Annotated in this window: 15 protein-coding genes; 12 read left to right on the top strand and 3 right to left on the bottom strand. The window is 58.4% G+C overall.

Annotation, left to right across the window (positions count from 1 at the left end):
• Positions 1 to 26 precede the first annotated feature (26 nt).
• The 3 genes from E9954_RS11705 to lysS all read left to right on the top strand — a co-directional run bounded on the left by E9954_RS11705 (position 27) and on the right by lysS (position 3,311).
• Entirely contained in the window at positions 27 to 605 is a 579-nt protein-coding gene (locus tag E9954_RS11705) for a hypothetical protein (protein ID WP_136079351.1), read from the top strand.
• A 68-nt stretch (positions 606 to 673) separates the two neighbouring features.
• A complete protein-coding gene (gene tsaD / locus E9954_RS11700) occupies positions 674 to 1,729 on the top strand; it encodes a tRNA (adenosine(37)-N6)-threonylcarbamoyltransferase complex transferase subunit TsaD (protein ID WP_136079350.1) in 1,056 nt (351 codons plus the stop codon).
• Positions 1,730 to 1,862: 133 nt separating this feature from the next.
• Positions 1,863 to 3,311 (top strand): lysine--tRNA ligase, encoded by a 1,449-nt coding sequence (lysS, locus tag E9954_RS11695; RefSeq protein ID WP_136079349.1) that lies wholly within the window; start codon positions 1,863 to 1,865, stop codon positions 3,309 to 3,311.
• Positions 3,312 to 3,448: 137 nt separating this feature from the next.
• On the opposite strand, the gene E9954_RS11690 is transcribed toward lysS, so the two are convergent.
• On the bottom strand, positions 3,449 to 4,045 hold the full coding sequence (locus E9954_RS11690) for a hypothetical protein (RefSeq protein WP_136079348.1): 597 nt from the start codon (positions 4,043 to 4,045) through the stop codon (positions 3,449 to 3,451).
• A 197-nt stretch (positions 4,046 to 4,242) separates the two neighbouring features.
• On the opposite strand from E9954_RS11690, the gene E9954_RS11685 reads away from it, so the two are divergent.
• The 4 genes from E9954_RS11685 to E9954_RS11670 all read left to right on the top strand — a co-directional run bounded on the left by E9954_RS11685 (position 4,243) and on the right by E9954_RS11670 (position 8,312).
• Positions 4,243 to 4,560: a nucleotidyltransferase domain-containing protein gene (locus E9954_RS11685; protein WP_136079347.1), complete on the top strand. Its 318-nt coding sequence runs from the start codon at positions 4,243 to 4,245 to the stop codon at positions 4,558 to 4,560.
• Positions 4,544 to 4,930 carry a HEPN domain-containing protein gene (locus E9954_RS11680; RefSeq protein ID WP_136079346.1) on the top strand — a complete coding sequence of 129 codons (387 nt, stop codon included), beginning with the start codon at positions 4,544 to 4,546 and terminating at the stop codon, positions 4,928 to 4,930. Before E9954_RS11685 ends, E9954_RS11680 begins: the two co-directional genes overlap by 17 nt.
• Positions 4,931 to 4,942: 12 nt before the next feature.
• The gene (locus E9954_RS11675; RefSeq protein ID WP_136079345.1) at positions 4,943 to 5,962 is read left to right on the top strand and encodes a hypothetical protein; all 1,020 of its coding nucleotides are present in this window, start codon (positions 4,943 to 4,945) and stop codon (positions 5,960 to 5,962) included.
• 616 nt (positions 5,963 to 6,578) lie between these two features.
• The gene (locus E9954_RS11670) at positions 6,579 to 8,312 is read left to right on the top strand and encodes a DEAD/DEAH box helicase (protein ID WP_136079344.1); all 1,734 of its coding nucleotides are present in this window, start codon (positions 6,579 to 6,581) and stop codon (positions 8,310 to 8,312) included.
• Here the strand turns inward: E9954_RS11670 and E9954_RS11665 are convergent.
• Both E9954_RS11665 and E9954_RS11660 read right to left on the bottom strand, forming a co-directional pair.
• Positions 8,309 to 10,921 (bottom strand): VIT domain-containing protein, encoded by a 2,613-nt coding sequence (locus E9954_RS11665; protein ID WP_136079343.1) that lies wholly within the window; start codon positions 10,919 to 10,921, stop codon positions 8,309 to 8,311. The two genes, E9954_RS11670 and E9954_RS11665, sit on opposite strands and share 4 nt — an antisense overlap.
• A 5-nt stretch (positions 10,922 to 10,926) precedes the next feature.
• Positions 10,927 to 11,268 carry a PadR family transcriptional regulator gene (locus E9954_RS11660; RefSeq protein ID WP_136079342.1) on the bottom strand — a complete coding sequence of 114 codons (342 nt, stop codon included), beginning with the start codon at positions 11,266 to 11,268 and terminating at the stop codon, positions 10,927 to 10,929.
• Between the two features lie 169 nt (positions 11,269 to 11,437).
• On the opposite strand from E9954_RS11660, the gene E9954_RS11655 reads away from it, so the two are divergent.
• The 5 genes from E9954_RS11655 (at position 11,438) to E9954_RS11635 (ending at position 18,656) form a co-directional block, all read left to right on the top strand.
• Positions 11,438 to 12,136: a DUF4377 domain-containing protein gene (locus tag E9954_RS11655; RefSeq protein ID WP_168442182.1), complete on the top strand. Its 699-nt coding sequence runs from the start codon at positions 11,438 to 11,440 to the stop codon at positions 12,134 to 12,136.
• Between the two features lie 50 nt (positions 12,137 to 12,186).
• On the top strand, positions 12,187 to 12,870 hold the full coding sequence (locus E9954_RS11650) for an SDR family oxidoreductase (protein ID WP_136079340.1): 684 nt from the start codon (positions 12,187 to 12,189) through the stop codon (positions 12,868 to 12,870).
• Between the two features lie 149 nt (positions 12,871 to 13,019).
• Entirely contained in the window at positions 13,020 to 14,705 is a 1,686-nt protein-coding gene (locus E9954_RS11645) for a hypothetical protein (RefSeq protein WP_136079339.1), read from the top strand.
• Positions 14,706 to 14,717: 12 nt separating this feature from the next.
• The gene (locus tag E9954_RS11640) at positions 14,718 to 15,506 is read left to right on the top strand and encodes a TIGR00266 family protein (protein ID WP_136079338.1); all 789 of its coding nucleotides are present in this window, start codon (positions 14,718 to 14,720) and stop codon (positions 15,504 to 15,506) included.
• A gap of 180 nt (positions 15,507 to 15,686) precedes the next feature.
• Positions 15,687 to 18,656, top strand: a complete 2,970-nt coding sequence (locus E9954_RS11635; protein ID WP_136079337.1) for an AIR synthase-related protein — start codon at positions 15,687 to 15,689, stop codon at positions 18,654 to 18,656.
• Positions 18,657 to 18,673: the final 17 nt, after the last annotated feature.

Here is an 18,673-nt window from a genome sequence, read left to right as displayed (position 1 = left end):
GCCAACTACAATAGGAGAATGAGAAAATGAAACGTATTGCCTTTGGTCTACTAGCCCTGACAGCCTGCATCGGATTTTCCGGATGCAAATCCACCCCCAAGATGACGTCCGACAAAACCATGTTCGAAGTCATGCAGGAGGAAGTCGGAAAGATCACGGACAAAGGGGGCATGGCCTCGGTGGGCCTGGGCGAATCCCGCAATACGCAGCTGGCCATCACCAAGGCCAAGGTGGAGGCCCGCAAGAACCTCGCCCAGCTCGTTTCGGTGAAAATCGAAAACCTCGAAAAAGCCTTCATCGAGGAGGTCGGTGAAGCCAGCGGCTCCGAAATGAACGAGCTCTTCAGCTCCGCCACCAAGCAGATCACCTCGCAAACCCTGCAGGGCACCACCCCGAAAATGCAGAAATACGAAACCACCGACGGCGTCACCACCGCCTATGTCCTGATGGTCCTCAATCCCGACATCATCGACGAGTCCCTCAAGGGCAACGATGGCGCAAAGCACCTCTACGAACGTTTCCGCGCCTCCAAGGCCTTCGATGAACTCGACAAGGAAATGAAGGAATACGAAGCCGCCGAAAAAGCCGAGATGATGAACATGTAGTATCCACTCGGCTGAAAGTTTGAAAACGGGGCTTGAATACATCATTCAAGCCCCGTTTTATATGCGCCATGAAAATTCTTGGAATCGAAAGCTCGTGCGATGAAACCGCCGCCGCCGTTGTGGAGGACGGCCGCAAGGTGTTGTCGAACGCCATCTACTCGCAAATCGCCAAGCACCGCCCGTACGGTGGCGTGGTGCCGGAGATCGCCTCGCGCAACCATGTGGCCAAGCTGCCCGGCATTATCGAGGAGGCGCTGGAGGGCGCGGGCGAAACCTACGATTCCATTGATGCCTTGGCCGTCACCTACGGCCCCGGCCTGGCCAGCTCGCTGTTGATCGGTTTTACCGCCGCAAAGACCCTGGCCATGCGGCTGGGCAAGCCGCTGATCGGGGTGAACCACCACGAAGGCCACCTCCATTCCGTGTTCATGAAGGAGGATGCCCCGTCCGCAGACGAGGTGTTCCCGATGCTCGGCCTGCTCGTCTCAGGCGGCGACAGCAGCCTCGTGATGATGCGCGGTGTCGGCCAGTACGAACTGCTCGGCAGCACGATCGACGATGCCGCGGGCGAGGCGCTCGATAAAGCCGCCGCCGTGCTGAAGCTCGGTTATCCCGGCGGCCCGATCATCCAGAAGACCGCCGAGGGCGGCAACCCCGACGCCATCCGTTTCCCGCGCGGGCTCGATAGTGTGGATCGTGGAAAGTGGATCTATAAATACGACCGCGAACTCTGTTTCAGCTTTAGCGGGCTCAAGACCTCGTTGCTCACCCACGTCAAGAATCTCGACCACGAGCCAGAGGGGCAGGAGTTGGCCGATATTGCAGCCAGCTACCAGGAAGCGGTGGCCGATGCGCTGACCAAACGGGTTGCCCGGGCGCTCAAACGTTTTGAAATCAAGAGTTTTTCGTGCGCCGGCGGGGTCTCGCTCAACAAAGTGTTGCGGGAAAAGCTGACGGCCCTCTCGGAAAAGACCGGTGTTCCGCTCTTGCTCTGCCCACCGGCGCTCTGTACCGACAACGCCGCCATGATCGCCGGCGCCGCCTACGAAAAGGCCCGCCTTGGTAAGGCCATGGGCGAACCCTTGGACGTCAATCCCAACCTGCGGTTGGCGGATTGGGCGTAGGGGAGTATGGGGGCGGGGGTGTCCATGCCCGGACACCCCATTGCTCCGCCACTCCCGTACTCCACCACACAGCAAGCTTGCCTTGCTGCTGCCGAAACCCTATGGTTCGCGGCCAATTTTTCAGGAGAAAACCATGAGCGAAGAACAACTTTCAGGAAATGAATACCGCCAGCAGCGCATCGAAAACATGAACAAGCTCGCCGAGGCCGGTTTCCCGGCGTTCGGTGCCGCATTCGAGCGCACGGCCACGCTGGCCCAGCTGCACGCGGATTTCGAAGAGGGCAAGGCGGTCAAGGCCTGCGGTCGCATCGTCGCCATCCGCAAAATGGGCAAAATGGCTTTCGCCCATGTTTCCGACGGTTCCGCAAAGTTCCAGCTCATGGTCAAGAAAGACCTGGTCGGCGACGACACGTTTGATGCCTTCAAGCTGCTCGACCTTGGCGACATCATCGGCGTTGAAGGCGATCTCTTCATCACCCGCACCGAAGAGCAAACCGTCCGCGTGAACGGCTGGACGCTGCTTTCCAAGGCGCTATTGCCGCTTCCCGAAAAGTTCCACGGCCTCACCGATGTCGAAACCCGCTACCGCCAGCGCTCGCTCGACCTCATCTCCAACCCGGAAGTGATGGATGTGTTCAAGAAGCGCACGCAGGTCATGAAGGAAATCCGAAGCTTCCTCGATGGCCGCGGCTACTTCGAGGTTGAAACCCCGATGCTCCAGCAGATTGCCGGCGGCGCGGCGGCCAAGCCTTTCCAGGCGCACTACAATGCGCTCAACATCGATGTCTTCATGCGCATCGCGCCCGAGCTATACCTCAAACGCCTGATCGTCGGCGGCATGGACCGGGTCTACGAAATGAACCGCAACTTCCGCAACGAAGGGCTCGACCGCACGCACAATCCCGAATTCACCTGCCTCGAAATCTACCAGGCCTACGGCGACATGCGCACCATGCAGGAGCTGATCCAGTCCATGTTCACCCACCTGGCCGAAACCATCTTCGGCAAGATGGAGTTCGAATGGATGGGCAACACCATCAACCTGCAATCCCCTTGGCGCGAAGTGCCATACCACGATCTCGTCCGCGAGCACCTCGGTGCCGACTGGTTCGAAAAAAGCCTCGACGAAGCCAAGGCCAAGGCGGCTGAACTCGAAGTCCATGTTGAAGAGGGGGCAGACTTCAAGCAGGTCACCCACGAGATCTACGACAAAACCATCGAAGGCGCGCTCATTCAGCCCACCTTCATCACGCGTCTTCCGGCCGAGCTCGTGCCGCTGGCCAACGCCTGCGCCGACGATCCGGAGCTGGTCGATGTCTTCGAGCTGATCATTGGCGGCAAGGAGATCGCGCCGGCCTACAGCGAGCTGAACAATCCCATCGAACAGCGCAAGCGTTTCGAGGAACAGGCCGCCGGCGATGCCTCCAAGATCGACGAGGATTTCCTCTCGGCCTTGGAATACGGCATGCCGCCGACCGGTGGCATGGGCATTGGCATCGACCGCCTCATGATGCTGCTCACCGGCTCCGACGCCATTCGCGACGTCATCCTCTTCCCGCAGCTCAAGCCAAAAAGCGCGTAGTCCCGCCTTCTTCCGGCGGAATCCGTCGATTCGGGCTTTGTAATATTTGTTCGCTGCGTCACGGAAAAACTCACGATCGTGAGTTTTTCCGTGACGCAGTGTCGTTGCCTAAGTGCTCTCGACAGGGCGCATGCGTACTATTTTTCCCTCGTAAAGGACATCTCCGATCCGCTGAGCCGAAAAACAAGCGCGTTCTCATTCAGGGTGCGGATGTCGCTCTCGAACCATTTTCCCAAGGCGGCTTTATCGTCCTTGTTCGTGGTCAGCAACTTCGTTCGGAGCGTGTCGCCTTTGATTTCCCAGACCCCTCCATAGAAAACGCCCGGTTCCACGAACTCGGTCTTGTATGTGCCATCGGTGCGGTATTCATAGATGATTGTAATAATCTGTCCGGTTCCATTCAGCCTCCAACGGCCGGGCAACCGTGCGTCGCGTTCCGCACGCGCGGCCTTTTCCTTTGCGATTCTTGTGGCGGCGGAGGTGTCGGGGAAGTGCAGGGCATCCCCGGGTTGCAGTTTTCTCCGGCCGATTTTGTTTTTGCTTTTGAATCTCGCAACGTAGGCCTTCAACGATTCGCCCTCGTAGTGTTCGGGGAAGTCGGCCATGTCGTTTTGGACGATTTCCTCAATGCTCTTTTCCTTGCCGGTCAGGATATGCGTGCCGCCCGGTTCGGCGAACAAACCGCAGCTTGCCAGTGCGATGCTCAGCAGGATTCCACTATTCTTGTTCTTCATATTCACCCGTCTTGTTGAAGGAAACGCCTAGGGTTGATCAGCATTTCTATTATGGATCCCCATATCATTCCAGCATTTATCCGCAACATGCACCCGGTCGTCTGCTTCAGCACCATCCAATTCCTGCTGCCAGATGGAAGCGCCAGCGGATATTCGGCAGTCTTGACTTACCCATATCTTTCAAGCAACTTGTCGGCATGGTTCAGCGAAGCGAAATCATTGAATATGCCAATGAGGTGGCGCGGCAATTCCAGCCGGAGCGCATCATTCTGTTTGGTTCCTATGCAGAGGGCAAGGCGACCGAAGACAGCGATGTCGATTTGTTGGTGGAAATGAGCCATGCCCAGTCCGGCCTTCAGCAGGCATTGGCCATTCGCAAAGCCGTTAAGCGAAGTTTCCCGTTGGATTTGATTGTCAAATCATCCGAGGAAATCCGCAACCGCGTGCAGCAAAACGATTTTTTCCTCAAAACCATCATGGACAATGGGCAGGTGCTCTATGAGCAGGCTGGTTGAGGAATGGATCGCCAAGGCCGAAGGGGATTGCGTGACTTCGCTTCGAGAATATCGTGCCCGAAAATCCCCAAACTATGATGCCGCCTGTTTCCATGCTCAGCAATGCATCGAGAAGTACCTGAAAGCCGTTTTGCAGAAGCATGGGATTCCGTTCAGGAAAATCCACGATTTGGAAATCCTGCTTCAATCCTGCCTTGGATTGTTCCCGCTTTGGCAGTCGATGCAGGACGATATGGAACTTCTTACGCAGTATGCCATCCATTTCCGCTATCCCGGAGAATCCGCCGACAAGGCCGAGGCCAAACAGGCGGTTGATGCCATGAAGCGGTGCAGGGATGAAATACGTATGGCTCTGGATGCAGATGAATAGGATTTTTCCCGGATGAGGAATAATGAACGATTGCGCTCTATACTTCTCGCATTGCTATTGGCCGGGCTTTCGTACTTTTTGGTCAAAAACCTAGTGGTGTTTGTCGGGAACGACTTGCAGGGGAATAGAGAGGGAACCACGCTTTTGGAATGGATGCTGGATTCCCGATTAGCATGGACGCTGTATCTCTACCTTGTTGCCTGCTTTTCGTTTTTCTATCTGGGCTTTCGACTGGCTTCCGGGCTTAGGTGGTACTGGAGAATGTTATCCTTCCCTGTCTTGTGCTGTGTTTTTTTTGTGATGCTATGGGGCGTGGCGAATGCGGTTTTATATTCTCAGGAAAGACGCGTCTGTTTACACCAGGGCATACTTGCTGAAAATGATTTGGGCGAATGTCTCCAGCGTAAACTCGATATGCTGGAAACGCATAGGAGTGGCCTGCCGTCTCCTGATGACGGAAACCATGTTACCGCATTGCAAGAGGGGGTTTTTGATCCTCAATATTATTTCTCCTGTTTTACTAATCTCTCGATGGAATCAGGCTTCGTTCTTGATTATTCATACTCGCAAAGCTGGTTTGCTGGAAGCCCTTGGATTTACGCACGTAACGTTGGGGAGACACCTGCAATCGATGATGTTGACTGCGATTGGTTCCTTAAAGTGCACCTGAACGGTACGGAAGAAAGCTATTTGGAATATGCTGTCCTTTACAGATACGCGGATCAGTTTTATTTGACTGGGCATGCCATTAAGGGTTCAGAAGGACGAATCGTGGCGTCCAAGGCTCAATATGAAAATCTTATCAACAAGGGCCTGGGTTTGGGGGCTCGTTCGATGAAGCAGGCATGCGTGATCGATTTCTATCCTCGGGTTCGCATAGCAGAAGATTCTGTCGAAGTATCATTCTGTAGCTTCTCCGGGCATGGTGGATTAGTACGAAAAACAATTACCATTGCAAGAGAGCATGCTCATCGCATTTTGAACGAGGATGAGGAAACAGTTATCAAGTATGATTGTGGATGGATTATGTGAGCAGCAGTGTCTGGGGTTTCAGTGAAAGTAGCTGTGGCGCATTCGTGGATTTCCAGACATTATGCAATTCCCTGTGAATCAGCCCTGTACCCGCCGCCATCTGCGGAGCAATCTTCTCCCGGCAGCTCAAGCCGAAAGCTCGTGGAACAGGTTTAGTCCCGCCTCCAGACGGAATCCTCGGTTAAGCAACGGAAGGGGCTGGCCACGGAACAAACCACGGCCGTGGTCCGTTCCGTGGCCATGCTTGGTGCGAAGCTCGGGGCTAAAACCCCGTGGCTTGCGGCATTTGTAGGGATGAAACGGCTGTGGGACGATGCCTTTCTTCCGTTTGGCGGGGAAGGTTTTCTTTGTCACTGTTCCATCCCTACAATTATTCCGACACCGCGTAGCTTGCTGCGGGGAGGTTCATTTCTTTTTCATAAACAGGTTGCATCTCATCCAGATGTGCGTATAACCGCGCCTTCGTTTTGCAGAACCGACGTTGAAGTGTTCTGTTGATTCGGGGCTAGACTCTTGCGATGGGCGCGGGATTGGCGCCCTGTTAATTGTGGAGAGACGGTACCGCACCGCCAAACTTGGCCGGTGCCGTGTTCGTTTGTCACTGTGAGAGGATAGTATGAAATTCACCGAACTGGGGCTGAGCCCCGAGACGCTTAAATCCATTGAAGCCCTAGGCTTCGAAACCCCAACCCCGATTCAGGAACAGGCCATCCCGGTACTGCTCGAAGGGACGCGCGATTTTGTTGGCCTGGCTTCGACCGGTACCGGCAAGACCGCCGCATTCGGTCTGCCGCTGCTGGAACGGGTGGATCCCGACAACGGCATGCCGCAGGGCATTATCCTTTCGCCGACCCGCGAGCTCTGCCTGCAGATCGCCGACGACCTGAAAAAATTCGCCCGGCATCGCCCGGGGCTGCAGATCACGGCGGTTTATGGCGGTTCGAACATTGCCACACAGATCCGCGATCTTAAACGCGGCACACAAATCATTGTAGCGACTCCCGGTCGCCTGCTCGACCTGATCGAACGCCGCGCGGCAAAACTCGATCAGGTTTCCGTAGTCGTTTTGGACGAAGCGGATGAAATGCTCAATATGGGCTTCAAGGATGAGCTGGACGCCATCCTGGAAAAGGCACCGGAAGATCGTGTTACCTGGCTGTTCTCGGCCACCATGGCCAAGGGCGTGGCGCGCATTGCGCAGAACTACCAGACCGACCCGGTCGAGGTTTCCGTCGGTGGCCGCAACGAAGCGGCCGCGAACATCGAGCACTTTTGCTTCATGGTCCACGAAAAGGATCGCTACCCGGCGGTCAAGCGCATCCTCGACTACCTGCCCGAAATCTATGGCCTGATTTTCTGCCGCACGCGTGCCGAAACGCAGACGGTGGCCGAAAAGCTGATGGCCGACGGCTATTCCGCCGAGGCGCTGCACGGCGAACTGTCGCAGGCGCAGCGCGACACCGTGATGCGCAAGTTCCGCCAGAAAGCGGTGCAGGTGCTGGTGGCAACCGATGTCGCCGCCCGCGGCATCGACGTCAACGACATCACGCACGTGATCCACTATAAGCTTTCGGACGAAGTTGCGGCCTACACGCACCGCAGCGGCCGCACGGCCCGTGCCGGCAAGTCCGGTGTTTCGATTGCGCTGATCAACATGCACGAGCGTCGCCGCATCGTCGAGCTGGAGCGCCGCAACAACATTACGATCAAGTTGGAAAAGATTCCGGACGCCCGGGCCATCTGCGAAAACCAGTTGCTCGCGCTGATCCATCGCGTGGTCGAGGTCGATGTGAAGGAAGAAGAGATTGCGGATTATCTTCCACCGGCCTACGAGGCGCTCTGCCACCTCGACAAGAAGGAAATCATCAAGCGCTTCGTTGCGGTTGAGTTCAACCATTTCCTCGACTACTACCGCAACGCCGAGGATCTCAATGCCAAGTCGAAGCCGCGCCGCGAGCGCCAACCGGGGCAGCAGCGTTCGGAAAATTCCAAGCGCAACCACCGCATGCAGGCCTACGATACCAAGGGGTTCTCGATCAACGTCGGCCGGGTGCACGGTGTCAATGCCGGGGCGATTGTCCGGCTCGTCTGCGAAAACAGCGGCATCAAGTCGAATCAGATCGGCGCGATTGATCTGGGGCGCGACACCTCCTTTTTCGAAGTTTCGAAGGAAGCCGCCAACACGCTGCGCAAAGGCATGCAAAACCTCTCGCTAGACGGCCGCCCGGTAAGCCTCCGCGCCGCAGGCGGTCCGGGCGGGGGCGGCCAGGGTGGCCAAGGTGCCCGTTCCGGTGGTGGCGGCAACCGCCAAGGCGGCGGACGCCCCGAACGCCGTAAGAAATACGACTAGATGTGCAGGGCAATCCTGATGCGCCGGACGATTCGGCGGCCGTAGAAGACCAGCAGCGCGGCCATGGCGAAGAGGACTAGCGTTCCCGGTTCGGGGACGCTGGGCACATCGGAGCTGCTGACCGGCTTAAGGTTGGCTTCGTCGAACTGTTGTTTCGTTTCAAGCACCACCGCTCCGCTCACCGGCGTGACGAGGTGGTGCTTCAGGGCCAGCCGCAGCGCTTCTTCGTTTCCGGGGATTCCGTCGGCGAGATCCGCGCGGATCCGGTCCCATGCAAAAAGCCGCACCAGATGATCGGTCGCCGGCTTCGCGTCGGCCGGTTGCTCTTCGGCATGGAAGCGCTTGGCTTCCCATACCGTTTGGCCGTTGGAGAGCGAGCGGAACAGATCCTTCAAGTCGCTTTCGGTGTCGGCGAAGCGGGGGGCGGCGCGGAAGCCGGGCAGGTCGCCCAGCTGCTCGGCCAGCCGGTGCGGGCCGTGTCCGATCTGGAAGTCGATCAGCTCCACTTGTTTTTGCCGTTCCATGACCTGCCGTAGCGGTTCTCCGGAATTAAGCTTCCAGGGTTGCGGGCCATGCACCCAGACGATCGCGGTACGGTTGCCGGTATAGGGTATTTTCCAGACGTCCCGCAATGCGGGGCCGTTGTCCTGTCCGCCCGTGGTCTTCAGGGTTTGGATCTGCTTTTTCAACACCTGCAGTTTGCCGTTGGTCAGCAACTGCGCCCGGGCAAGTTCGACCGGCTCGTCGCTGGAAAGTAGAATGGACACGGGGACATCGCGCGGAAGCGCTTCGAGGGCGGAGGCAATTTCCATTCGGTGCGCTTTCATGCCGACGGAGCCATCGATGACAATGGCAATATGGTCGGGACGGTGGTTTTGCCTGGGTTGGATTTGCTGAACCACCGAATCCCCGTTGCTGGCGGCCCAGCTGGTTTTGACGTTGCTGGCTCCTTTAACAACGCCTGCTTCCCCGTTGAGGAGCAGATCGGGAATATCTCCGAACAGCGAGCCGTTCGGCAGGGCGCCCAGTGCATCGGTTTCGGAAAAGAGGGATTCGCCCCCCTTGAGCCAAACCGCGTGGGCGGTGCTTTCCGGGATGCGGAAGTTGCGTTCGTGCAGGTGCGGCAGGCGCAGCGCGCGTTCGCTCTCCGAGAGCAGCGCGAGCGGGGCGGTGATGCCGATGCGGATCTTCATGTCGCCGCTGGCGGGGACGGGATAGCACTGCATCAGGACTCGGTCGGGGCCGCTGGTGGTCACCAGCACGGGATCGCGCCGGCGGCGCACCACCTTCTTGTAGGCCTGCTTGACCTGCGAGCGCCCGCCGAACGCGGCCTCGCGTTCCTCGCCATCGATCCACAGCGTCAGGCGCGAGACCACCGCGCCGGGGGGGAGGGCGATTTGGGCACGGGCTTCGCGCTCGCGCTTCCAGTCGTTTTGGAACACCATCGTCCATTCAATGTAGGCGGTTGCGGCATCCTCGTCCACCACACCATCCATACGCGAATCGGTGAGCGAGAGCCCTTTCAACCGGCCGGCCACCACATCGCCGCCCTGTTCGGGATCCCAGTCGAACTCTTCGCCGGGATTGCGCCGGGAGCGCAGGCCGAGCGTGGGGGAGGCGACGGTGTTGAAGGCGGAACCGGTGACGCGGTAGTAGATATCGCGCGCCTGGTCGGGTTTAACCCGTTTGCCGCCGTTGATCAACCAGGAGATCGGGTCAGTCGGCATGTTGGCGCCCCAGTAGCAGGCACGGTTCATGAGCACCTCGTCGCCCGCCATGCGCAGCAACCTGATGCCTTTGAGTTGCGTTCCGGGCTGGTCGGAGGCCGCCAGGGTCAGGCCGATCTTGGTGAGGTACATCGGGGCGGAGCAAAGCAAAATGGCGGAAAGGCCGATCAGGATTCCGTTTCTGAAATACTGCAGTCGCTGCCCGAAGTGTCGCTTCAGCAGCACCCACATCCGGAAGGTGGCGGCGAGGCTGAGCAAGGGGGAGAGCGGCAGAAAGCAAAGCAGGCCGATGCCGAAATAAATGATCGCCGCAAAGCCCATGATCGCGAACGGGGTGAGGGTGGCAAACAACAATGTATTGTAGGCTGCAACGGCAACGGCGATTCCTGCCAATAGGCCAAGCCACTTTTCCGGAATGGCTTTCTTTTTCCGAATCGTGAGCCAACCGAGTAGGTTGGTCAGCGGAACCACGGCGATCAGCAAGGCGTGGAACGGAGTGGGGATGGGATCGACCAGTCCCGCATCCAGGCAAAGGTGCGCGATGGCCTCGGTGCCCAGTGCAACGAGCGGCAGGATAATGCCGGTGAACCAGAACCAACCCGTGGCAATGCCTTTGCGGATGCGCTTCGGCTTTTCGAGGGCCTGCACGAATTCCGTTTTCTTTTGGTCGGGAACCATCTCCTGGACGCCGATTCTCGCGGCGGCGGCCCGGACGCTGTCGGCAGTGATGACACGGCTGGTGCCGGTCGCCAGCTCGGCCTCGATGCGGGTTTGGATGTCGTCGGCGACTTCGTCGATGTCCACCTCCTGCGGGTCGAGCGATGCCCGCAGTTGGTCGAGGATGCCTTCAAGTTCCCGGGTTGCTGTTTCTGTCCATTCCATGGGGCTTACCTTTCATCCGTTCCGTCCATCGAGCGGAGGCCGTTGAGGATTTCCTGAAGATGTTCGTTCATGATGGAAGCGGTTTTACGGCCCTTGGCGGTGAGGGCGTAGTATTTTCGGGCCGGTCCGGAGCTGGATTCAACCAGCCGGGTCTGCACAAGCCCTTGCAGGCGGAGGCGCGAGAGCAGGGGATAGAGGGTGCCTTCGGTGATGCCGAAGCCGGGAACCTCCAGCACCTTTCGGATGATGTCGTAGCCATATTGCTCGCCTTCGAGCAATAGATTGAGGATGCAGAGTTCCAGCAACCCCTTGCGCACCTGCACCGTCCAATTGTCGAAAAAGTCCATGGTTGGTTCCCTCGCCACTGACTACCTTGTAATGCAAGGTACGCGGCGATGCAAGCCTGTTGCCGGGTTTTCTTGGCCGAGCCTCCGGGGGGGGCAGTTTGGGCAACTCTCCGGTTGAAAGATCGGGGCATCGCGCCCATTCTTCCCGTTTCCAAAGATGGAGACCGGTATGAACAGGATGAATGCGCTAGGTGTGGTTGGTGGTTGCGCGGTGGCCTTGCTGTCGTCGTGCTCGACGTTTGGTCCGGGGATCGGGAAAACCCAGACCTTCTATGTGGGGCCGGCCATGGCGGATTGCGTCGGTGTTGGGCCGATGACCTGCCTGATGGTGAAGCAGTCGCCGGAGTCCGACTATCAAATGTTTTCGAGTCCGATCCATGGCTTCGACTATGTGTCCGGCTATGAATACAAGCTGCGCGTCCGCGTGATCGAGCGCGTGACCGTTCCAGTCGATGGCTCCAGATATATCCATGAACTGATCGAGGTGGTTTCGAAAACCCCCGCCGGGATCGCCCTGGAGGGGACGACCTGGGAGCTGGTTGGCCGTATTTCCAGATCGAAGGTTTTTGTGCGTTTTGAAAATGGCACGGTTACGGGAAGCGGAGGCGTTAACCGTTTTTCGGGCGGCTATGTACTGACGGGCTCTTCCATCAAGATGGGCAAGACGGCCAGCAACATGATGGCGGCCCCGCAGAAACTGATGGATCAGGAGCTGCAATTCCTGGGTGCGCTGGAGCAGGCTGCTTCCTATAAGATTGTTGGCGAAGAGCTTCGCTTGTTCAACGCCGACGGCCGGAAGGTGCTTGCGTTCTCTCCGGCAGTCCCGGATGAAACGGCTTTGCCGGTGGCTATGAAGGTGAAGGAATGACCATTAAAGTCGATTCCCTATAGATTGAATTCGAGTTGAAAGGAAAATAGATGGCACGGACAGCATTGGTGACGGGCGCGACGCGCGGAATTGGTAGGGAACTAGTCAGGCAAATGACGGCGCTTGGGTATTCGGTGTTCGGAACCGGGCGCGATACCGCGTTGCTGGAGGCCTTGAAATCGGAAACCGGATGCCTGGGCGAAACGGCCGATCTGACCGAGCCCGCCCAGGTGGTCGAAATCTATGCCAAGGCGCAGGCCGCCCTGGGACAGGTGGATGTGCTGGTCAACAATGCGGGGCTCAACCACGTCAAGGCACCCGTGTCCGAAATCGGACTGGACGACTGGGAGCTGCAATATGCCGTCAACCTGCGCGCACCGATGCTGCTGAGCCGCGAGGCGCTTAAGGAGATGGGCAACCGCGGGGCCGGACATATCGTGAATGTGGTCAGCACCATCGCCAAAACCTCGCAGCCGAACTATTCCATTTATTCCACCATGAAATATGGTTTCATGGGATTCACCAAGTGCCTGATCAAGGAAGGCCGCGAAAAGAACGTGAAGGTGACCGCCGTCTATCCAGGCGGAACCGACACCGACTTCCGGCCCGAAGAGCGACCGGAATACCTCTCCCCCGTATCGGCCGCGAAAATGATCGTCCACTGCATCACTGCGCCGGACGACGTGGTGGTGCACGACCTGACCTACCGTCCCATGATGGAGAGCAATTTCTAAAACATCCGGAAATGCTTTGCCCTTGTTTTGCCTAGGTGCAAAACTCACGGCATTGTTTGCGCTTTGCCCGGCCTTACAAACAGAGGACTGTTTTGTAGTGGTGCCAAGGGCGCGGTTTGTAAATCATGTTCGGCAACCAGGAGAAAACCATGAAGATTAAACAGATGTGTTTGGCGGCGATCGCATGCGTCGCGATTGTTTCGGTGCAGGCGGCACCGGTCATTGAGAAACCAGCCATAATGCCGGAGGCCATGTTGTCGGTCACCGTATCGGACGTGCACGGCTTCATCGACGAATTCGGTTTGGTGGCGGCGCAAAGCTCTCCAATGATGAATGGCATGATGCTCAAGAATCTGCTCGGCATGCAGCTGGGCGATCCGGGGCTTGCCGGCATCGCCCCGGGCAAGGGGCTGGCGATTGTCGCACTCGACACCACCAATATTTTTGCCGTCATCGAAGTGGCGGAAGCCCAGTCGGCGGCCTATGCCGGCATCGCCACCCAAAAGGGTATGGCATCAACGTATTCCAACGGATTGCTGGTGCTCGGAGGATCCGAGGAGCAGGTGGCCAAAGGAGCCGGCCTCTCCGGGCGCGTGCAGGCGAAGTTGCTCGCCAAGCGCAGCCCGACACTGCGTATCGCGGCCCAGCCGGCGGCGATCATCGAACGCAACAACGAACTCATCCAGGGTTTCCTGCAATCCATGCCGGCCCTGTTGGGCGCCAGCATGATGGAGGCTCCAGGCGCCTCCACCAATTCCGCCGCGACCACCGCAAAGATCCTCGAAGGCGAGCTGCGGGTGCTGTTGTCGATGAGCAGCCAGTGCAAATCCGGCGAGGTGGTGCTGGCCCCTCAGGGCGGATCAGTGAAAATCAATGAAACCTTTGTTCCAATGGCGGGGACGGCGCTGGCCAAGCTGGTCGATTCCCCGAGTGCCCCCAAGGGCAACCCCAAGGTTCAGTCCGGATTGTTTGGCGACGGCATGGTGCTGGTGGACTTCATGATGGCGAACCCGGCGGCTTTGTCCGATTTCATCATGGCCGAAACCGAAAACCTGTTCAAAACCATGCAGATCAAGGAGGTCGATGTCGCCTCACTCAATGGAATCATGACCAAGTGGATGAAGCTCTACTCCGGTGCCGGATGCGAAACCTTCGATTTCGATGCCGATGCCGGCATGAGCGTAAACTACCTGCTTGAAGTCAACGACGAAGCCGCCTCGCTGGCCCTGCTCAAATCCATGGTCAAGGATATGGAACCTTTCATGAAGCTCTATGAAAGCATGGGGATGCCGATGAAGCTCGTCTTCAAGGAAAACGTCCGTGAGCACAAGGGCATCAAGATCCACCACCTCGAAATGGATATTTCTTTGGAGGAAATGATGGCGGAGCAGAAAAAGCAGATGGAGGCCCTGAAGATGGATAACATGGGCTACGACATTGCCATCTTCGACGGGCTGATGCTCTACACCATGGGCGGAACCAAGATTGAAGGCGTGATCGACCGGGTGAAAGACAACGCCGCAACGGTTTCAACGGTCAAGGCTCGCAAGGTATATCCCGAGGGCGGATTCTACTATCTGGATTGGGATGTCGCCCGATACATGGAAATGATTTCCGCCTTCATGCCGGATGATGCCCAGTCGCCATTTGCTCCACAGGTGATTGCCCTGATGCAAGGAGTCGACCCGATCACTTCCGCCGGCTTCCGGCAGGATGGCCGCGTGATGTGGAGCATCAATATTCCCGGCGATCTCATCGCCAAACTCGGCCAGATCGGCATGATGATGCAGATGCAGCAAATGCAGCAGCAACAGCAGGGCATGCCGGTTCAATAGGGAGGATCAACCATGAAGTGCCATGAACTAGACTACGAAATCCTCGGCGACGACCTGCAAACCGTCGAGGTGGAGCTCGATCCGGCGGAAACCGTGGTGGCCGAAGCCGGTGCGATGAACTGGATGGATGATGGAATCTCGTTCGAAGCCAAGATGGGCGATGGTTCCGAGGCCAACGAAAGCATGTTTGGCAAGTTGCTCGGCGCGGGCAAGCGCGCACTCACGGGCGAGAGCCTGTTCATGACGCACTTCACGAATGTCGGGCAGGGCAAAAAGCGCATCGCGTTCGCCGCGCCCTATCCCGGCAAGATCGTGCCGCTCAACCTCGCCGACTGCGGCGGGGAAATCCTCTGCCAAAAGGATGCGTTTCTTTGCGCGGCCAAAGGCACGTCGATCGGCATCGCCTTCACGAAAAAGTTCGGGGCCGGTTTCTTTGGCGGCGAAGGTTTCATTCTCCAGCGTCTGAAGGGCGATGGCATGGCCTTTCTCCATGCCGGCGGAACGGTGGTTAGGAAGGAGTTGGACAACGGCGTGCTCAAGGTCGACACCGGTTGCATCGTCGGATTCACCCCCGGAATCGAATACAGCATCGAGGGCGTTGGTCTGAAATCCGCCTTTTTCGGCGGCGAGGGCCTATTCCTCGCCACCCTGCGCGGAACGGGTGCCATCTTCCTCCAGAGCCTGCCGTTCTCCCGCCTGGCCGACCGCATCATCGAGCATGCCCCGCAGCAGGCCGGCGGCGAGCGCCAGGGCGAAGGTTCCGTGCTTGGCGTCGTCGGCAACCTCCTCGGTGGCCGTTAGGCTCCCCCGGTCCGGACGGAAAAACTGACGGCCGTCAGTTTTTCCGTCCGGGAACTGCCTGGGTTTGCGAATCCCGTCCGTTGGGGGCGGGATTTTTCATTTCTGTGTTTAACCCGCCCGCGCGAACGGCTATTGTCCCCGTTTTACTTGAAAGAGAACCTAATCGGGTGGAGTTGAAGCATGATTTATCGTATTGAAATCGGTTTGAAGGATGGCGTGCCGGACGCGCGAGGACGTGGCGTGATCCATCGGGCGGAGGGGGCCCTCAAAATGGCGATTGCGGAATGCCGTACGCGCGACGTCTACAAAGTGGTCGCCAATATCGACGCCGCCAAGGCCGCCGAAATCCAGAACGCCTTTGCCGATCCGGTCGTGGCCGAGTCCGCGATGGGACGCCTGCCCGCCCCCGAATCGTTCGACTGGATGCTCGAGGTTGGGTTCAAGCCCGGTGTGACCGACAACGTGGGGCGCACCGCCCGCGGAGCGCTGAAAGACGAAGTGGGCCGCGAACTCGAATGGGAGGAGCAGGTCTACACCTGTCTCCAGTATTTTCTCTCCGGCGACCTTAGCCGTGCGGACGTGGAGCATCTGGGCAAAGACCTTCTGGCCAATACCCTCATCCAGACCATCGCCGTCTACTCCAAAGAGGAGTGGCTGGCCGCCGAGCCGGACATTACCGCGCCGATCTTCGACGATCATCCCGAAATCAAGGTCAACACCATTGAGCTGCCGGACGACGATGCCGCGCTGATGAAGATTTCTTCCGATGGCATCCTGTCGCTCTCGCTCGAAGAGATGCGCACCATCCGCAACCACTACCTGCGCGACGACGTCAAGGCGCACCGCGCCGAGTTGGATCTGCCGGAATGGCCGACCGATGTCGAACTCGAGTGCATCGCCCAGACCTGGTCGGAGCACTGCTCGCACAAGATTTTTGCCGGAACCGTCAACTACAAGGACGAAGAGACCGGCGAAACCGAAACGATCAACTCGCTCTACAAAACCTACGTCAAGGCCTCCACCAAGAAGATCGAGGAGTCGATCGATTGGCTGGTTTCGGTTTTCACCGACAACGCGGGCATCGTGAAATTCAACGAAGACATCCACCTGGTCTACAAGGTGGAAACGCACAACTCGCCCTCCGCGCTCGATCCCTACGGCGGTTCGATGACCGGCATCGTGGGCGTCAACCGCGACCCGCTCGGCACCGGCATGGGCGCGGCGCTGGTTTCCAATGTGTGGGGCTACTGCCTCGGCTCGCCGTTCTACGACAAGGAAATCCCCGAAGGACTGATGCATCCGCGCCGCATCCGCGACGGCGTCCATGAAGGTGTGATCGACGGCGGCAACCAGTCCGGCATTCCCTATAGCCGTGGCTTCGAATGTTTCGACGAGCGCTTCCTCGGCAAGCCGCTGGTCTACTGCGGCACGATGGGCACGATTCCGGTGGAGGTCACCGGCGGCCCGTCCGAGCGCAAAGAGATTGAAGTGGGCGACTGGACAGTGATGTGCGGCGGACGCATCGGCAAGGACGGCATCCACGGCGCAACGTTTTCCTCGGAAGAGCTCCGCACCGAATCGCCGGCGCAGGCCGTGCAGATCGGCGACCCGCTGACCCAGCGCAAGCTTTACGAATTCCTGATCGAGGCGCGCGACCTCGGGCTCTTCCGCTGCATCACCGACAACGGCGCGGGCGGCATCTCCTGCTCGTTCGGCGAGATGGGCAAATATTCCGGCGGTTGCGAATGCGACCTCGCCGGCGCGCCGCTGAAATATGAAGGCCTCCAGCCTTGGGAAGTGCTTGTTTCCGAGGCGCAGGAACGCATGACCCTCGCCGTCCAACCCGAAAAGCGCGAAGCGTTCGAAGCCCTCGCCAAGCAACGCGATGTCGAAGTGGCCTTCATGGGCAAGTACAACGATTCCGGCTATTTCACCGTCAAGCAGGACGGCAAGGTTATCGCCAGCCTCGACATGGATTTCCTCTACGAAACCGGTTGCCCGACCCTCGTGATGCCCGGCGTTTGGAAAAAGCCCGAAGTTCCGTCGCCGGCCGTTGTAGCGCAGTCCGACTATTCCGGCACCCTCGCCAAGCTGATGGGCGATCTGAACATTTGCTCCCGCGAATACAAGAGCCGCATCTACGATGGCGAAGTCAAAGGCCTCTCCGTCGTGAAGCCCTACGTCGGCGTCAACGCCGACGTTCCGTCCGATGCCACCATGATGCGTGTGGAATACAACAACGATCGCGGCGCGGTGCTGGCCGAAGGCATCAATCCCTGGTTCTCGGACATCGACACCTACGACATGACCACCTCCGTGATCGACGAAGCGGTTCGCCGCGTCATTGCCGTGGGCGGCGATCTGAACCGTATTGCGATTCTCGACAACTATTGCTGGCCGGATCCGGTCGAGTCGGACAAAACGCCCGACGGCGCCTACAAGATGGCGCAGCTGGTCCGTTCGAACAAAGCACTCTACGATTTAACAACTGCGTATAAAACGCCAGCGGTCTCGGGTAAGGACTCCTGTAAGAACGACTCCACACGGGGTGGAAAGAAAATATCAATACCTCCGACATTACTCGTTTCCTCCATCGGTCAGATCGACGATGTGAAGAAGGCGGTCACCATGCCGTTGAAGAATGCCGGGGATGAAATCTATGTAATCGGCGACACCAAGGATGAACTCGGTGCGTCGGCCTACTACCGCCTTCTGGCGGAAGAGCAGGGCGCTCCGATGAACTATGGCGGAACCGTTCCGGCGGTGGATGCCGGCAAGGCGCTCAAAATCTATGCGGCGATGAACAAGGCCACGGATGCCGGCCTGCTGAAATCCGCAACGACCCCGAGCAAGGGCGGCCTGGCCGTTTCGCTCGCGCTGACCGCCATCGGCGGGCAGCTCGGTGCGGATGTCGATCTCTCTGGTTTGGGCCTCGATGCCGCGACGGCGCTCTTCTCGGAATCCAACAGCCGCTTTGTTGTGACGGTTGCGCCCGAAAAGGCCGCCGAACTCGAAGCCCTCTTCGCCGGCCTGCCGATCGCGAAGATTGGAACGGTTGTGGAAGAGAAAACGCTCAAAATCGCCGGGGCGGTTGACGTTGGGCTGGATGCCCTTGTGAAGCCGTTCAAGGAAACGCTGCTGGGCGTTTAAGGTAGAACGAGCGTCCC

It is taken from the genome of Pontiella desulfatans, from assembly GCF_900890425.1.
Taxonomy (GTDB): Bacteria; Verrucomicrobiota; Kiritimatiellia; order Kiritimatiellales; family Pontiellaceae; genus Pontiella; species Pontiella desulfatans.
The sequence above is the reverse complement of the archived record's forward strand: the minus strand, read 5'-3'. Positions and strand labels throughout refer to the sequence as shown.

Bases quoted from the DNA above. Each gene is read 5' to 3' on its own strand.
- E9954_RS11705 (WP_136079351.1), top strand. From the start codon at position 27: ATGAAACGTATTGCCTTTGGTCTACTAGCCCTGACAGCCTGCATCGGA.
- tsaD (WP_136079350.1), top strand. From the start codon at position 674: ATGAAAATTCTTGGAATCGAAAGCTCGTGCGATGAAACCGCCGCCGCC.
- lysS (WP_136079349.1), top strand. From the start codon at position 1,863: ATGAGCGAAGAACAACTTTCAGGAAATGAATACCGCCAGCAGCGCATC.
- E9954_RS11690 (WP_136079348.1), bottom strand. From the start codon at position 4,045: ATGAAGAACAAGAATAGTGGAATCCTGCTGAGCATCGCACTGGCAAGC.
- E9954_RS11685 (WP_136079347.1), top strand. From the start codon at position 4,243: ATGGTTCAGCGAAGCGAAATCATTGAATATGCCAATGAGGTGGCGCGG.
- E9954_RS11680 (WP_136079346.1), top strand. From the start codon at position 4,544: ATGAGCAGGCTGGTTGAGGAATGGATCGCCAAGGCCGAAGGGGATTGC.
- E9954_RS11675 (WP_136079345.1), top strand. From the start codon at position 4,943: ATGAGGAATAATGAACGATTGCGCTCTATACTTCTCGCATTGCTATTG.
- E9954_RS11670 (WP_136079344.1), top strand. From the start codon at position 6,579: ATGAAATTCACCGAACTGGGGCTGAGCCCCGAGACGCTTAAATCCATT.
- E9954_RS11665 (WP_136079343.1), bottom strand. From the start codon at position 10,921: ATGGAATGGACAGAAACAGCAACCCGGGAACTTGAAGGCATCCTCGAC.
- E9954_RS11660 (WP_136079342.1), bottom strand. From the start codon at position 11,268: ATGGACTTTTTCGACAATTGGACGGTGCAGGTGCGCAAGGGGTTGCTG.
- E9954_RS11655 (WP_168442182.1), top strand. From the start codon at position 11,438: ATGAACAGGATGAATGCGCTAGGTGTGGTTGGTGGTTGCGCGGTGGCC.
- E9954_RS11650 (WP_136079340.1), top strand. From the start codon at position 12,187: ATGGCACGGACAGCATTGGTGACGGGCGCGACGCGCGGAATTGGTAGG.
- E9954_RS11645 (WP_136079339.1), top strand. From the start codon at position 13,020: ATGAAGATTAAACAGATGTGTTTGGCGGCGATCGCATGCGTCGCGATT.
- E9954_RS11640 (WP_136079338.1), top strand. From the start codon at position 14,718: ATGAAGTGCCATGAACTAGACTACGAAATCCTCGGCGACGACCTGCAA.
- E9954_RS11635 (WP_136079337.1), top strand. From the start codon at position 15,687: ATGATTTATCGTATTGAAATCGGTTTGAAGGATGGCGTGCCGGACGCG.